The sequence below is a fragment of the Nitrospiraceae bacterium genome (assembly GCA_019637075.1).
Taxonomy (GTDB): Bacteria; Nitrospirota; Nitrospiria; order Nitrospirales; family Nitrospiraceae; genus JAHBWI01.
This window is the reverse complement of record JAHBWI010000001.1, coordinates 140740-155683: the sequence shown is the minus strand read 5'-3', so window position 1 is coordinate 155683 and position 14944 is coordinate 140740. Positions and strand designations below refer to the sequence as shown.

Here is a 14944-nt window from a genome sequence, read left to right as displayed (position 1 = left end):
GCGTCGTTCAGCGGTGATATTGAATGCGGCGGCTGAGGGAGGCAGCGTGCAGGCGAAGCGGATGGAACCGGTGCTTACACCGTGGCGGTTTGATCCGGAGTTCGTTCGCCGATTCGGCGTTCGGTTCCCTTCCAGAGGCGAATCAGATTGTCCTTGTGTCTCGTCCAGATCAGGATCGACACCAGGAGAGCGAAACCGACGAAGAGCCAGGATCGGTGAAATAGCAACGCAACCAGAGGAAACAGCGCGAACGCCACGAGCGCGCCGCCTGAGGAATAGCGCCAGGCTGCAACGGCTCCGATCCACAGCCCCATCAGCGTGAGTCCAAGCAGCGGGGCGACGCCCAGGACAGACCCTAATGCCGTGGCGACCCCCTTCCCGCCTTTGAATCCGAGGAAGCAGGAGTGGAGATGACCGATGATCGGCGCGAGCGCCACGAACAGGATGGAAGATTCCTGGGACAGGACCAACGTCCCGATCCAGGCGACCAACCAACCCTTGCCGATGTCACCGAGGAGGGTCAGGATGCCGGCTTTCTTGCCGCTGACTCGGAGGACATTGGTAAATCCCACGTTGTGGCTGCCAGCAGTGCGGGGATCCGGTGCCCCGAGGAACCGCGAGACGACCACGCCGAAAGGAATGGACCCGATGAGGTAGCCGAGGAGGGCGAGGACGATGATGAGCGAGGAACTGTCCATGGACGTCGTGGAAGCGTGTGAACGGCGCGGAGTGCGAGTGCTAGAGTCCCTTGGCCGCCACCTGACGCCAGAAGCTCCACACGTATTGGGCGCCGGAGATGTACCCCAGGACCAGCGAAAAATACAACGTTACGATGCCGGCCAGGTGGAGGTTGCCGATCTCGTTGAGCACGGTCCCTTCGAGAATCAGGAGCACGATCGCGATGACCTGCAACGCCATCTTGTATTTGCCGGTGGTCTCCGCTGAAATAATCATGCCTTCGGTTGCGGCGATGGCGCGGATGCCCGTGACGGCCACTTCACGCGCGATGATCAAAATGGCGACCAGCGCGGTGACCCGGTCCAACTGGACGAAGAGAATCAACGCCGACAGCACCAACAGCTTGTCTGCAATGGGGTCGAGCAGGCGTCCGAGTTTGGTGATCTGTCCGGTCTTGCGGGCCAGGTATCCGTCCAGGAGGTCGGTCATGGCGGCGACCACGAAGACCAATGCGGCGGACAACGAACGATCCGGGGCCGGATCGATCATCAGCATCACGAATACCGGAATGAGCAGGATTCGGATGAGCGTCAGGACGTTGGGCAGGTTGATGTTGCCTTCCTGCACCGCCGACCGCATCAGCACCAATCCGGTTTCTTTCCAACCTCCGGCCATCCCTACCCCTCGCCTCCCCTCAAGACTGTGATGCTACACAATGCCGCTTTTCAGCAAATCATGCAAGTGAATGACGCCGACCGCCGTTCCCGGTGATTCGGCCACGACCAGCGACGTGATCGAGAAGCGCTCCATCAGTTCGACTGCCCGAGCCGCCAACTCGTCGGGGTGAATGGTTTTCGGGTTACGGCTCGCCAGGTCACCGGCCTTGATCGTGGCAAAGTTGCCGCCCTGTTGAATGAAGCGCCGCAGGTCGCCGTCGGTGATGATGCCGAGGAGCTTGCCGCCGTCGTCCTCTACCGTCGTCATACCGAGCTTCTTCGCCGTCATCTCCAGCAAGGCGTCCGTCGCCCGATGCGATGCCTTCACGCGGGGAATGCTGTCCCCATGGTGCATCAGATCGCGCACCTTGACCAGGAGCCGACGGCCCAAGGACCCGCCTGGGTGAAACTGGGCGAAGTCGTCCGGCTTGAAGCCGCGCCGTTGCAGCAAGGCTACCGCCAACGCGTCTCCCATTGCCAGCGTCGCCGTCGTGCTGGCCGTCGGGGCCAATCCCATGGGACAGGCCTCCTCGCTCACTGAGACGTCAAGGACCGCGTCGCTGTTCTTGGCCAGGGCAGACGCCGTGTTGCCGGTCATGCCGACCAACGGGATGTTCATGCGCTTGACGAACGGCAGCAGTTGCAAGACCTCCTGCGTCTCACCGCTGTTCGAAATCCCGATCATGACGTCGCCGCGCGTCAGCATGCCGAGATCGCCGTGGACGCCTTCCGCAGGATGCAGGAAAAACGACGGAGTGCCGGTACTGGCCAATGTGGCCGCGATTTTCTGCCCGATCAGGCCGGACTTGCCCATCCCCGAAACCACCACTTTTCCCGAACATCCGTACAGGATGTCCACCGCCTTCGCAAAATGGGTATCGAGCCGGTCGATCAATGCCAGGACGGCCCGCGCTTCGATTTCGAGGACGCGTTTTCCCTCGGCCAGGCTTCCGCCGGTCCGCTCGGTTCCACGGGGACGGGGCCGAGTGCGTCGGACTGCTGTCGGCTGTTTCACCGTGCGGCGTCGCATATACGAAGCACCCGTTCGAGCAAGAGTTGAAGTTGTTTGAGTGGAACCATGTTCGGGCCATCCGACAAGGCGGCATCGGGATCGGGATGGACCTCCATGAAGAAACCGTCCACGCCGGCGCCTGCGGCCGCGCAGGCCAACGGTTCGACGAACTCGCGCTGGCCGCTGGATTTGCTTCCGCCCCCACCGGGCAACTGCACGCTATGGGTGGCATCGAAGACGACGGGATAGCCGAAGCGGCGCATGATCGGGAAGCTGCGCATGTCCACGACGAGGTTGTTGTAACCGAAGGAGGAACCGCGTTCGGTCAGCACGATGCGATGGTTGCCGGACTCCTCCACTTTTTTCACGGCATGGCTCATTTCCGGCGGGGAGAGAAACTGTCCCTTCTTCACGTTGACGACCTTGCCGGTTTTCGCCGCCGCAATGAGCAGGTCGGTCTGTCGGCAAAGGAACGCCGGAATCTGGAGCACATCGACGATTTTCCCGGCCTGCGTCGCCTGTTCTTCCGTGTGGACGTCGGTCAACACCGGTAGGCCCAGGTGGTCCTTCACCTTCTTCAAGACCGCCAGCCCCTTGTCGAGACCCGGTCCACGAAACGAACTGATGGAGGTACGGTTCGCCTTGTCGAACGACGATTTGAACACATAGGGCATTCCCACCGCCTTCGCGATCTCCGCGATCCGTCCCGCGGTGTCCATCACGAGCTGCTCGCTCTCGATCACGCAAGGTCCCGCGATCAAAAACGGCCGATGCCCCGCCCCGACGGTAAAATCCCCGATCTGAACTTCGTGTGACATGAATCTTCGTGTTTCCTTCGCGATGCTCAAACAGGATTCTCACAGAGGCCGCAGGCGACGACAAGACCGGAGGCGTAGCCTCTGGGCTACGTTGAGGATCTTGTCGAGCCGAGAACAAAGTTGAGGACCTGTTTCAGCATTGCAGTTATTGGCCGAGTTTTCGGCGGAGCGCCGCCCCCACAAACCCACTAAACAACGGATGCGGATGGTGCGGGCGCGAGTTGTATTCCGGGTGGAACTGCGTGGCCAGGAACCAGGGGTGATTCCGCAGCTCCACGATTTCCACCAGCCGATTGTCCGGCGACAATCCGCTCAGGACCAGACCCTTGGCCGTGAGTTGGTCTCGATAGTCGTTGTTGAATTCGTAACGGTGCCGGTGGCGCTCCCGTACTTCGCTCACTCCATACATCTTCTGCGCGAGCGTCCCCTCCCCAAGCCGGCAAAGGTAAGAGCCGAGGCGCATGGTCCCGCCCTTGTCGCTGATGCCCTGCTGGTCGGACATCAGGTGAATGACCGGATGCGGGGATCGTTCATCGAACTCGGCGCTGTTCGCACCGGCCAGACCGGCGACGTTGCGGGCGAACTCGATGGTGGCGCATTGCATGCCGAGACAAAGACCCAGGAAGGGAATCTGCCGTTCACGCGCGTAGCGAATCGTGATGATTTTGCCTTCGATCCCTCTCGCCCCGAACCCGCCGGGAATCAGAATGCCGTCGGCCTCGCGGAGGATGCGCTCGGTTCCCTGCCGCTCGATGTCTTCGGATTCGATCCAATTGATGTTCACGCGGGTTTCGTGGTCGATCCCTCCGTGTACCAAGGCTTCCGCCAGACTCTTGTAGCATTCCTTCAAACCCGCATATTTTCCGACCAGCGCGACGGAGACTTCATGCTTCGGGTGCTTGATCTTCTGCACCATCGCGTCCCACTCGCGTAGGTTCGGCGGACCGGTCTCGAGCTTGAGTTGCCGCACGATCAATTCATCGAGCCCTTCCTTGCGGAACACGATCGGCACTTCGTAGATCGTATCGACGTCTTTGGCCGTGATGACCGCGTCTTTCTCGACGTTACAAAACATCGCGATCTTCGCCTTCAACTCGGGCGGCAGATACCGGTCGGTGCGGCACAATAGGATATTGGGCTGGATACCGATCTCGCGGAGCTTGTTCACGGAGTGTTGCGTCGGTTTGGTCTTCAACTCTCCCGCCGCCCCGATGTAGGGCACCAGTGTGAGGTGCACGTAGAGCACGTTGTCGCGGCCGACATCGTAGGGGAATTGCCGAATGGCCTCGAGGAACGGAAGGCTTTCGATGTCGCCGACCGTTCCGCCGATCTCGACGATCGTGACATCCATGCCCTGGGAGATCCGCATGATGCATTGCTTGATCTCGTCGGTGACGTGAGGCACGACCTGCACGGTTCCGCCCAGATAGTCGCCCCGTCGCTCCTTCGTGATGACGGAGTGGTAGATCCGGCCCGTCGTATAGTTGTTTTCGCGCGAGAGCGTCAGCGAGGTATAGCGCTCGTAGTGACCGAGGTCGAGGTCGGTTTCCGCCCCGTCCTCCGTCACGTAGACCTCCCCGTGCTGATAGGGATTCATCGTTCCGGGATCGACGTTGATGTAGGGATCGAGCTTGAGAAACGTGATCTTCAACCCGCGGCTTTCCAGCAGATTGCCGATGGAGGCCGAGGCCAGCCCCTTTCCCAACGACGACACCACCCCGCCGGTCACAAAAATGAACTTGCTCATCGTGGCACCTTTTGGTGAATGGGGCGTTGCGTTTCTGTTATGGCGCGCATCGGACTCCCTCCTGTCGCCGCAGCTCTTCGACGGCGGCCGGGACGTCGTCCGGTGCATCGATCCGAACCGAGCCATGCTTGGTTTCCCACACACGGATGCGAATGCCGTGTTCGAGGGCTCGGAGCTGTTCGAGTTTCTCCGCGTCCTCCAACCGTCCCGTGGGCAGCGAAGCCAGCCGCAGGAGGGCATCCTTGGTATAGATGTACAGTCCCAAATGAATAAAGTGCAGCCCAGGGAGCGCGGCGTGATCCTTGTCGTCGCGGACCCAGGGAATCGGCGCGCGCGAAAAGTACAGCGCATAGCCTTCATGGTCCGTCGCCACCTTCACGACGCCGGGGTTCTGGAGATCGGCTGTCGAATCGATTTGCCGCTTGAGGGTCCCCATGTCCGCTCCTCCGCGGAGAAACGGTTCGACCAGGTCCGTGATCAAGTCCGGGTGCAGGAGCACTTCATCGCCTTGGAGGTCCACATAGTATTCGGCATCCTGCGTACGCGCAACGCCGGCGACTCGATCTGTGCCGGTTCTGTAGGGGTCGGTCATGAGGATCGCACGGCCGCCGAATCCCGTCACCGCCTTGTGAATCCGTTCGTCGTCGGTGGCCACCACCACTTCGCTGACCGCCCGGCAGGCTCGGGCCTGTTCGTAGACGTGCTGGATCATGGGCTTGCCCAGGAGGTCGACGAGCGGCTTCCCGGGAAACCTCGAGGATCCATACCGAGCCGGGATCACGAGCATTACCTTGGGCTTCACGTCATCCATGCTCCAAGGCATCGGACAATTGAGAGGCCGTGACGGTGGCGGTCCCGACCATGCCCACAACCACGCCCGCGGCCTGGTTGGCCAGCACGGCGGCTTCGCGCATCGAGGCGCCGGTCGAGAGTGCCAAGGCCAATGTGCCGACGACCGTATCGCCTGCGCCGGTGACATCGTAGACCTGGCGGGCTCGCGTGGGAATATGCCAGTGCACCCCGTTTCCCTCGTACAGGCTCATACCCTTCTCTCCGCGGGTAATGAGTACGGTGTGGCAACCCAACCGCTGGCGCAGGATAGTGCCGGCTTCGTTGATCGTGTGGTCGTCGTCGCCGTGCACTCCCGCGGCCTGAGTCGCCTCGAGGTGGTTGGGCGTGATCACCGTGACGCCTTTGTAGAAGCTGAAGTGCTCGACCTTCGGATCCACCACGATCGGGATGTTGCGCTGGTTGGCCATTCTCGTGAGCTCGGCCATCAGCGAGGCCGTCACAACTCCCTTCGCATAGTCGGAGACCACCAGGCACGAGAGCTCCTTGATGCGGGAGTCGACATATCTGAGGATGCGTCGTTGCAGCGTATCTTTGAGTTCCTCGCGACGTTCCACGTCATAGCGGACGATTTGCTGGTTATGGGCGACCACTCGGGTCTTGCGCGTCGTCGGACGTTCATGGTCGATGATGACGCCGCCGCGCCCCTGGCGGCGACCTCCGAGTTCCTTCAATAGGAGTCGGCCGCTCTCATCCGATCCGATCACGCCGCAGAGATCGGCCTGTCCGCCGAGCGCGAGAATATTGTTGAAGACGTTCGCGGCACCGCCCAGCTTGAGGGACTCCGATTCGACGTGGACGACCGGCACCGGGGCTTCCGGAGAAATTCGACTCACCCGGCCCCAGACGTAATGGTCCAAAATCAGATCACCCAGCACCAAGACGCTGGCCTGAGAGAACCGTTGGATGTAGGGTTGTAAGGTGGCGCCGTTGATCGGCGCTGCCGCGTCGGCATTGGCGCGTGATGATGTCGCGCGCGCTACTGGATGGCCTTTCCGAATCTTTCCCATCGTACCCACTCAGTCCACGCTCCTTGTCCACTCCAGGACCAATAAATACGGAAGGCCTTGCCGCGAATCTTTTCGGTTCGGACGTAGCCCCAGAATCGACTGTCCAAACTTTGGTCGCGGTTGTCTCCCATGACGAAATAGGCGTCATCGGGTACGGTGATCGGCCCGAAATTGTCCCGGGGGTTGATGTGTCCGTCGATCACGCCGGGATCGATGCGTTGCGTAAAGGCTTTGTCTTCGAACGGGGTCCCGTTGACGTAGACCGCCTTGTTCCGAATCTGGATCGTATCGCCGGGCAGTCCGATCACGCGCTTGATGAAATCCTTGTCCTCGTCTTCAGGGAAACGGAACACGATGACGTCCCCGCGTTGCACGGAGCCGAAGGGCACGATCGTGCGGGAAGAGTAGCAGGTGATCGGAGGAAATCCCGGTTGGAACTTACAGTTGGTCGGCCACTGCAAGCCATACGACAACTTGCTGACCAAGATATGATCCCCGATCAACAGGGTGGGGATCATCGAACCAGACGGAATCTTGAAGGCCTGCACGACGAACACGCGAATGGCAAAGGCCAGCAGCATGGCCACGATGATCGCTTCGACGTACTCCCGCGCGATCGATTTCCGCCCGGCTTGCGAGCCGGCCGCTGCCGTGACTGCTCCCGATTCGCCCGCCGGTTGTTGAGAAGTCGCCGGCACGATGGGGCTCGGGGGCGCAGAGACGTCGTCGCGCGGCGGCTGGTTGGGATCCGGGTTCATTCGTCCGCCACCTTGAGGATGGCCAGGAAGGCCTCCTGCGGCACTTCGACCTTCCCCACCGCCTTCATCCGTTTCTTGCCTTCCTTCTGCTTCTCCCACAATTTGCGCTTGCGCGAGATGTCGCCGCCGTAGCATTTGGCGGTCACGTTCTTCTTGATCGCGCCGATGGTTTCGCGGGCGATGACCTTGTTCCCGATGGCCGCCTGGATCGCGATTTCGAACATCTGTTTCGGGATCAGCTCCTTCATCTTTTCCGCCAGCTGACGGCCCCGCTGATAGGATCGGTCCTTGTGCGTGATGAACGAGAGGGCGTCGACCGGCTCCCCGTTCAGAAGGATGTCGAGCTTCACCAAATCCGATTCCCGGTAGCCGAGCAGTTCGTAGTCCAAAGAGGCATAGCCCTGCGTCTTGGACTTGAGCTTGTCGTAGAAGTCCAGAATGACTTCGTTCAGCGGGAGCTCATAGCTGATCATCACCCGCGTCGGGTCCAGATACTGAATGCTTCGCTGAATCCCTCGCCGTTCCTGACACAGCTGCAACAGCGTCCCGACGTAGCGTTCGGGCGAAATCAATGTCGCCAAGATGAACGGTTCTTCAAAGGCTTCAATCGAACTCGGGGGCGGCAGCTCGGCCGGATTGTCGATCTCGAGCACGTCGCCCTTGGTCGTCATGATGCGGTAGACGACGGTTGGAGCGGTGGTGATCAGCGTCAGGCCATACTCGCGCTCAAGCCGCTCCTGGATGATTTCCATGTGGAGCAGTCCCAAGAATCCGCAGCGGAAGCCGAAGCCCAAGGCCAGCGAGGTCTCCGGTTCATAGATGAAGGACGAATCGTTCAGCCGCAATTTCAATAAGGCATCGCGGAGGTCTTCGTACTTCGCCGTATCGGTGGAGTAGAGGCCGCAGAAGACGAGCGGTTTGACCTCTTTGTAGCCGGGAAAGGGCTGAGCCGTTGGACGAGCGGCGTCCGTGAGCGTATCGCCGATCTTCACGTCGGCCACTTCTTTCATGTTGGCGCAGAGATAGCCGACCTCACCGGTCAGCAACTGAGTGCCTTTCGTCCGCTTCGGCGTGAACTGCCCGACCTCGGTTACCTCGAAGAGCCGGTCGTTGGACATGACCTTGATCTTCATGCCCGGGCGCACCGATCCGTCGACGATCCGAGTCAGCACGATGACGCCTTGGTAATTGTCGAACCAAGAGTCGAAGATCAGCGCTTTCAGCGGGGCATTCGGGTCCCCCGATGGCGGCGGGATGCGTTTGACGATGGCTTCCAGCACTTCGGGGACGCCGCGGCCTTCCTTGGCGCTGACGAGCATCGCATCGCTGGCGTCGAGCGCGAGCACCTCGGAAATTTGGTGCTTCGTCCCCTCCAGGTCCGCGCTGGCCAGGTCGATCTTATTGATGACGGGAATGATCGTGTGCTTGTTCGACATCGCCAAGTTGACGTTGGCGATCGTCTGCGCCTGTACGCCCTGCGTGGCGTCGACGAGCAACAGCGAGCCCTCGCACGCAGCCAGACTTCGCGACACCTCATAGGTGAAGTCGACGTGGCCGGGCGTATCGATCAGGTGCAACAAGTACGTCTTCCCGTCCTGAGCCCGATAGCGGATGGCCACCGCATGAGCTTTGATCGTGATGCCACGCTCACGCTCAAGGTCCATCGCATCGAGGATCTGTTCTTTGAACTCTCGGGCTGTGATGGCGCCCGTGGCTTCTAGGAACCGGTCAGCGAGGGTCGATTTACCGTGATCGATATGGGCGATAATCGAGAAATTCCGGATGAGACTTTGCGTGTCTTGACTCATGTCCCTCAAAATCGGTTCATTATAGTGGCGCCTCGGAATGTTGTCAAAGCAATCACCCACCGTTATAATCCGCGCGCAGTGCGGGTTTCTGCATTCTGCGTCGCTCCGCGCGATGCGTCCCGCGGTCTTCCTCCACACGTTATGGCCAAATCATCCAAGAGGTCGGCGCTCGCTGCCTGGGATCACCGGTACCTGTGGCACCCCTTCACCCAGATGGAGGAGTGGGTCCGCGAGATGCCCGTGATCATCGAACGCGGCAAAGGGTCCTATCTGATCGACACGGAAGGAAATCGGTACCTCGACGGCACGTCCTCTATTTGGGTCAACATTCACGGCCATCGGCAGCCCGATCTCGACCGCGCCCTCACCGATCAGTTGACGAAGATCGCCCACTCGACCTTCCTGGGGCTTTCGAATCCGCCCGCCATCAGGCTCGCCCGAGAGTTGGTGCGTCTCGCGCCCAAGGGTTTGACGAGGGTGTTCTACTCCGACGATGGGTCGACTGCGGTGGAAGTGGCCTTGAAGATGGCCGTCCAGTACTGGCAGCAACGAAAGCCCCGTGCGGACTCCAAACGCACATTTCTCCATCTCAAGATGGCCTATCACGGGGATACGTTGGGTGCGGTGAGTGTCGGCAATATCGACCTGTTTCACCGGCGCTTCGCGCCGCTGCTGTTCCCGACCAAACAGGCTGATCCGCCCTACTGCTACCGTTGCCCCCTCAAGCTGAGTTTCCCCTCCTGTCGGATGGCGTGTGTTGAACCGATCGAGCAGTTGTTGCACGACCATCATGCGGAACTCGCCGGGCTGATCGTCGAGCCGCTGGTTCAGGCGGCGGCCGGCATGGTCACGATGCCGCCGGGCTACCTGGCCCGGTTACGCGCCCTCTGCACCAAGTATCGGGTCTTGATGATCGCCGACGAGGTCGCCACCGGGTTTGGACGTACGGGCAAAATGTTCGCGTGCCAGCAGGAAGGGGTCACGCCGGACCTGATGGCTGTGAGCAAGGGACTGACCGGCGGCTATATGCCCTTGGCGGCGACGTTGGCCACGGAGGAAATCTATTCCGCGTTTCTGGGCCGCTTTGATGAATGGAAGACCTTCTTTCATGGGCACAGTTACACAGGCAATCCGCTGGGCTGTGCCGTTGCCCTGGCCAATCTCAACATCTTTCGTCGGGATAAAACCCTTCAGCGCCTCCGGCCCAAGATACGGCTCCTCTCCCGCCTTCTGACCCCACTTCGTGATCTCCCGCATGTCGGCGACATCCGGCAATGTGGTTTCATGGCGGGCATCGAACTCGTGGAAGACCGGCACAGCAAAAAGGCCTATGTTCCTGAACGACGCATCGGCCATCACGTCGCGATGGCGGCCCAAGCCGGGGGGCTGCTCTTGCGGCCGCTCGGACACATTATGGTGTTGATGCCGCCACTCTCCGTCACCGATCAAGAGCTGACCCGCATGGTCACCCTCCTTCACTCTGCTATTGTTCGCGTCACTGGCGTCTAAACGGTCGGACCTGTCTTCCGTTCCATACCTCAACACCTCAACTTAGGGAGACTCCAGTCCATTCGGCTCTAGGATATTACCGTACGATTCCGGTCGAATTCATCCCGTTATTCACCGTTAAATCACTGAAATATCATAAACATACACTCTAATGAGGGGGTGCTAGACTTCTTCTCATCGAACGTCTGACAAATTGTTGACGGGGCTGGACCATGAGTATTCGGTGGGTCGCGTCGGTCGTTGCCGCCTTAGCGGTCTTACCGACTCTTTCCTGGGCTGACCCGCTTCCCCAGCCGGAGTTACTCCTCCAGCGTGTCCAATTCCCCGACACGGTCCGTTTGACCGGCCCCGCTGCGATTCCGTTTTCCATAGCGTCCCCGATTCTCCACACCTCGTTCCAAACTACTTCCTTCGCCCCGCCAACTACCTCGAGCCGTCTCAAAGACCTCGTTCCAGACTCCGAGCGGCCCCAGACCAAGGGGGTCGTGGCCGCCTCGAGCTGGTTGCAGGGACAGTTCCGGACGGAAGGCGAAGTGGCGAACAATGCCACGAACGACGCAGGCATTCCCGGCCGAATCGATCAACGTGACGATGGATCCAAACGCATGGTGCGGTTCGCCTTTACCGGAGTCAACGGAAGCTTTCGGTATGGGGCCACCTACCGCTCAGCCGGCAAAGCCTTCTTCAATTCGCCAGACCAAACGGTCCGTGAGGTGTGGGGTGAGTGGGGATTCGGCCTGGCAAAGCTCCGCAGTTCCGTGGGGCAGCTCTGGAACAATATCGATTTGGACCCGGCCCGCTCGCGCATTGAGCAGACCTTCAACCGGATTGGGCTCGCGCTCTCAAAGCCTTCCTGGCCGGAGTTGAGCCTCACCTATTCGCGAAGCAACTTGCAGAGTACGTTCGATCCAAGCGGGACCGCTCCCCAGCGGACGCAGAGCAATAGCCTCGAGGCGGCCCTGGGCTATACCGGTCTGACCTGGACGGCCAAGCTGGCCTCGAGTTACGTGCTGAGCAACGATGAGATGCGTGGCGGAGCGGAATCCACGGCCTTCGCCCAGACCTTTACGGGAGTTTTTCGGCCCCTCAATACCATGACCCTGACCCCCACGATGAGTTATCGCCGAGAGACGCAAACTTGGTCCGGGGCCCATGTCCAAACCCCGATGGCTTCGCTTTCGTTTCTCTACAAACATAGTCAACGGCTGTTGGTCAGCGCGATGGGCGGGTATATGAGTTCAACCTCGAGCGATGGGTTGATCGATACTGAGACGGTCTTGGGCAAGGGGATGTTTGCCTACCAGCTCAATCCGATCTACGGGAGGCAGGCCACCCTGGCGCTTGAGGCGGCCTATACCAATACGACCAACCACGCGGCCGGGGGGATGGATAGCGAGGACCTCAGCGGTCTCGTGCGTCTATTGATTGCCTCGCTCTGATGCCGCCGGAGCCCCAATCATGCGCCGTCTTGGCGCGATGAGCCGATGGGGACTTGGGAGAGCGACGCAGGGGCGCGCAAGACCCGTTCTCCCGGAGTAAGGCCTTCTTTCACCACCACCTGTTCTTGAGTCGATGCTTCGAGCTGAACTTCCCGTTCCTCCCGCTGCCCCTGCCCTGTCTCGAGCACAACCCAATATTTTCCATCGCGTTGCAGTACGGCTTCCTTCGGGAGCGTGATGCGGGAGACACCCTTGCGCGGAGGGAGGATCAATTTCGCAAACATGTCGGGTTTGAGACGCCGGTCGCCGTTCGATACCAAGGCTCGAATCTTGATCGTCCGCGTCGAGGGATCCACCACATCGCCGATCACGCGGATGATGGACGGAAATTCCATGCCCGGGTAGGCCTCAACGGTCATGACCGCGACATGGCCAACCTGGATGCCGGCGAGGTCCCGCTCATACACGTCGGCGACGACCTGCAGACGGCTGAGGTCTGCGATGGTGAAGAGCGGCGCATCCGTGCCGGGGCCCACGATCTGTCCTGGCGTGACCGTCCGATCTACGACGGTTCCGGTCAACGGACTGCGCAACTCAAAGCGAGACGTGATTTGCTGTTGATCCAGCGGCTTGCTCAATTCCCCCGCCGGAACCCTCAACGACAGCAGCCGCTCCTTCGCTTGCTTGAATTCCGCTCGCTCACGATTGAGGTCGTTCTCCGCCTGTTTGAATTCCTTCAACGGCATGGCCTGGGCTTTCAGGAGGTCCTGCGCCAACTCGAAGTTCCGTTCAGCCAACCCCAGTTCGGAGATTTCCTCCACATAGGCGGCGTAGGCGGTGGCGATGTCTGCGGCGTCGATCACCGCCAAGACGTCACCGGCCTTCACGGCCTGTCCCAGTTTGACTCGGACATCCAACACCGGTCCTTGAAGCGGAGAGGAGACGCGGGAAAAACCGTCCTCCGCGTAAGTCAATCGGGCTGAGAGGGTAAGGGGCGAGGCTGGGACGTCTGTGCCCACCACGAGCGTCCTGAGGTCAGGCTTCGAGGCTGCGGGCTGCGGCGCAGGTGCGTTTGCTTTGGGCGGGACCGGCGTATCCGGTGCACTGCAGGCCGCCAGCGCCATTGCCACCATGACAGGGACGCCCCACCCTCGCTTGTGCTTCATCGTACTGACCATGGCTGTTTCTGCCTTCGCCTCGTTCCCGAGGACCGTTTCACTGCTGTCCCTCGGCAAGCATATCACTGTGGAGTCTTGTTCGACGGAAGGCTAATCCTGAAGCGACATGCCGCCCGGCGACCTATGATGCATTAGGATCCGATCGGGGGCGGCGGTCTGGTGGCATGGAATCCAAACGTGTCCGAAAGGGGGCAATGACCGTGGATGTGATGATAGACACTCGAAGCAGCCGCTGTAGGAGAGGCTGGCTGGTCGAACGCCGGCGGCAGGGCTGCAGTGAGCCTATCCCTGTCGATGTCGGCCTTACAATCCCCGTTCTCCCCATCGACCAGCTCTTCAGACCAGGCGAGCAACTCATTCTGATCAAGATGAGCCGCGGCGTCCGCCGCCGAGAAGAGGCAGAGGCACAAGAGCAGGCATAGGGCTCCCCACGCGAAGAAGCCAAGTGCGCTGGTGTGTGTGGTCATGTGTATGGACTGGGGCACCGTTCCCTCTGCCGAATCGCCTATTTGTTGGTATTACACCACCGAGTTCCGAGACCTGTCAATTCAGGAGGCAATGCCGGCAGTCCCGCAGGTAGAGCTTTTCCCTTACTCCCCGAGGTCAGGCCAGCTTGATCACAGCGCCCCGTGTGAGGCCCAGTCGGTCGCTCGCACGCCCTTCCCGGCAGAAGACCTCCACCTGCCCATTGCTGTTGATCAACGCGCCGATCCCATTGAGCGGCGCCTGTCCGTAACTCCTGACGAGCCCGTAAATCGAGGATCCGCCGAGTCGAATCTCCGGAGTCTCGCGCTTGGTCACGCTGAGGACTTCCTGCACATGGGCAGCCGTGAGGTTGGATATCAGGTTGCCGAATCGATCGACATGAACAATTGCGCCCTGCAGGACCTGCCGTGTCCAGCGCGGTTCCTGGAGGGCGAACCGCTCATAATCTTCGATGATTCGACCGAATGCGCTCAGCGGCTGCCGCCTTGTGAGCCAGGCGGCGGCCGGTGCGAACAAATCCCGTCCGTCGAACGTCGCGCCCTCCGCATCCAGTCGAAACTGCCGGTTTTCGATCTCGCGAACCTCGACCCGGTTTGCCTCGGCATAAATGTGGGTGAAGAGTCCGTTGTCGGGCCCAATGAAATAGTGGCGTTCGGTGGCGACCAGAATCGGCCGACGCGTGGTCCCTACTCCGGGATCGACGACCACCATATGGACGGTTCCATCCGGAAAGTACCGATAGCAGGACTTCAGCAGGTAGGCCGCTTCCTGAACATCATGCGCCGTGACCTGATGAGAGAGGTCGATGAGCTGTGCTTGCGGGTTGATGCCGAGAATGACGCCTTTCATGCTCGCGACAAAATAATCGCGATCGCCGAAATCCGTCAGCAACGTGATCAGAGACAAGGCAGTGGGCATGACAAGTGAGGGCGACGG

13 protein-coding genes are annotated in these 14944 nt (G+C 60.5%); 2 read left to right on the top strand and 11 right to left on the bottom strand.

The features are described 5' to 3' along the window. Nucleotides 1–74: 74 nt before the first annotated feature. From plsY to lepA, 9 genes are all read right to left on the bottom strand, one after another. Nucleotides 75–698 carry a glycerol-3-phosphate 1-O-acyltransferase PlsY gene (gene plsY / locus KF814_00755; GenBank protein MBX3234653.1) on the bottom strand — a complete coding sequence of 208 codons (624 nt, stop codon included), beginning with the start codon at nt 696–698 and terminating at the stop codon, nt 75–77. A gap of 40 nt (nt 699–738) precedes the next feature. Next, nucleotides 739–1353: a CDP-diacylglycerol--glycerol-3-phosphate 3-phosphatidyltransferase gene (pgsA, locus tag KF814_00750; protein MBX3234652.1), complete on the bottom strand. Its 615-nt coding sequence runs from the start codon at nt 1351–1353 to the stop codon at nt 739–741. 33 nt (nt 1354–1386) lie between these two features. After that, a complete protein-coding gene (locus tag KF814_00745) occupies nt 1387–2424 on the bottom strand; it encodes a KpsF/GutQ family sugar-phosphate isomerase (GenBank protein MBX3234651.1) in 1038 nt (345 codons plus the stop codon). Next, nucleotides 2406–3224: a 3-deoxy-8-phosphooctulonate synthase gene (gene kdsA / locus KF814_00740; protein ID MBX3234650.1), complete on the bottom strand. Its 819-nt coding sequence runs from the start codon at nt 3222–3224 to the stop codon at nt 2406–2408. Before kdsA ends, KF814_00745 begins: the two co-directional genes overlap by 19 nt. Nucleotides 3225–3369: 145 nt before the next feature. Beyond that, nucleotides 3370–4971, bottom strand: a complete 1602-nt coding sequence (locus KF814_00735) for a CTP synthase (protein ID MBX3234649.1) — start codon at nt 4969–4971, stop codon at nt 3370–3372. A gap of 37 nt (nt 4972–5008) precedes the next feature. Then, the gene (kdsB, locus tag KF814_00730; GenBank protein MBX3234648.1) at nt 5009–5794 is read right to left on the bottom strand and encodes a 3-deoxy-manno-octulosonate cytidylyltransferase; all 786 of its coding nucleotides are present in this window, start codon (nt 5792–5794) and stop codon (nt 5009–5011) included. Further along, complete coding sequence (gene rfaE1, locus KF814_00725) at nt 5775–6830, bottom strand: D-glycero-beta-D-manno-heptose-7-phosphate kinase (protein MBX3234647.1); 1056 nt, start codon at nt 6828–6830, stop codon at nt 5775–5777. The genes kdsB and rfaE1 overlap by 20 nt, the downstream gene beginning before the upstream one ends. Continuing rightward, entirely contained in the window at nt 6800–7588 is a 789-nt protein-coding gene (gene lepB / locus KF814_00720; GenBank protein ID MBX3234646.1) for a signal peptidase I, read from the bottom strand. The genes rfaE1 and lepB overlap by 31 nt, the downstream gene beginning before the upstream one ends. Next, nucleotides 7585–9396: a translation elongation factor 4 gene (gene lepA, locus KF814_00715; protein MBX3234645.1), complete on the bottom strand. Its 1812-nt coding sequence runs from the start codon at nt 9394–9396 to the stop codon at nt 7585–7587. Before lepA ends, lepB begins: the two co-directional genes overlap by 4 nt. A 141-nt stretch (nt 9397–9537) precedes the next feature. Here lepA and bioA point away from each other — a divergent pair, with 141 nt between their 5' ends. After that, complete coding sequence (gene bioA, locus KF814_00710; GenBank protein MBX3234644.1) at nt 9538–10905, top strand: adenosylmethionine--8-amino-7-oxononanoate transaminase; 1368 nt, start codon at nt 9538–9540, stop codon at nt 10903–10905. Nucleotides 10906–11117: 212 nt separating this feature from the next. Further along, nucleotides 11118–12344 (top strand): hypothetical protein, encoded by a 1227-nt coding sequence (locus KF814_00705; protein MBX3234643.1) that lies wholly within the window; start codon nt 11118–11120, stop codon nt 12342–12344. A gap of 17 nt (nt 12345–12361) precedes the next feature. Here KF814_00705 and KF814_00700 read toward each other — a convergent pair whose 3' ends face one another. Together KF814_00700 and KF814_00695 are read right to left on the bottom strand one after the other, a co-directional pair. After that, nucleotides 12362–13510: an efflux RND transporter periplasmic adaptor subunit gene (locus KF814_00700; GenBank protein ID MBX3234642.1), complete on the bottom strand. Its 1149-nt coding sequence runs from the start codon at nt 13508–13510 to the stop codon at nt 12362–12364. Nucleotides 13511–14125: 615 nt separating this feature from the next. Next, the gene (locus tag KF814_00695; protein MBX3234641.1) at nt 14126–14926 is read right to left on the bottom strand and encodes an SAM-dependent chlorinase/fluorinase; all 801 of its coding nucleotides are present in this window, start codon (nt 14924–14926) and stop codon (nt 14126–14128) included. Nucleotides 14927–14944 lie beyond the last annotated feature (18 nt).

Excerpts from the sequence above, each read along its gene's own strand:
- plsY (MBX3234653.1), bottom strand. The coding sequence starts at position 698 with ATGGACAGTTCCTCGCTCATCATCGTCCTCGCCCTCCTCGGCTACCTC.
- pgsA (MBX3234652.1), bottom strand. The coding sequence starts at position 1,353 with ATGGCCGGAGGTTGGAAAGAAACCGGATTGGTGCTGATGCGGTCGGCG.
- KF814_00745 (MBX3234651.1), bottom strand. The coding sequence starts at position 2,424 with ATGCGACGCCGCACGGTGAAACAGCCGACAGCAGTCCGACGCACTCGG.
- kdsA (MBX3234650.1), bottom strand. The coding sequence starts at position 3,224 with ATGTCACACGAAGTTCAGATCGGGGATTTTACCGTCGGGGCGGGGCAT.
- KF814_00735 (MBX3234649.1), bottom strand. The coding sequence starts at position 4,971 with ATGAGCAAGTTCATTTTTGTGACCGGCGGGGTGGTGTCGTCGTTGGGA.
- kdsB (MBX3234648.1), bottom strand. The coding sequence starts at position 5,794 with ATGCCTTGGAGCATGGATGACGTGAAGCCCAAGGTAATGCTCGTGATC.
- rfaE1 (MBX3234647.1), bottom strand. The coding sequence starts at position 6,830 with ATGGGAAAGATTCGGAAAGGCCATCCAGTAGCGCGCGCGACATCATCA.
- lepB (MBX3234646.1), bottom strand. The coding sequence starts at position 7,588 with ATGAACCCGGATCCCAACCAGCCGCCGCGCGACGACGTCTCTGCGCCC.
- lepA (MBX3234645.1), bottom strand. The coding sequence starts at position 9,396 with ATGAGTCAAGACACGCAAAGTCTCATCCGGAATTTCTCGATTATCGCC.
- bioA (MBX3234644.1), top strand. The coding sequence starts at position 9,538 with ATGGCCAAATCATCCAAGAGGTCGGCGCTCGCTGCCTGGGATCACCGG.
- KF814_00705 (MBX3234643.1), top strand. The coding sequence starts at position 11,118 with ATGAGTATTCGGTGGGTCGCGTCGGTCGTTGCCGCCTTAGCGGTCTTA.
- KF814_00700 (MBX3234642.1), bottom strand. The coding sequence starts at position 13,510 with ATGAAGCACAAGCGAGGGTGGGGCGTCCCTGTCATGGTGGCAATGGCG.
- KF814_00695 (MBX3234641.1), bottom strand. The coding sequence starts at position 14,926 with ATGCCCACTGCCTTGTCTCTGATCACGTTGCTGACGGATTTCGGCGAT.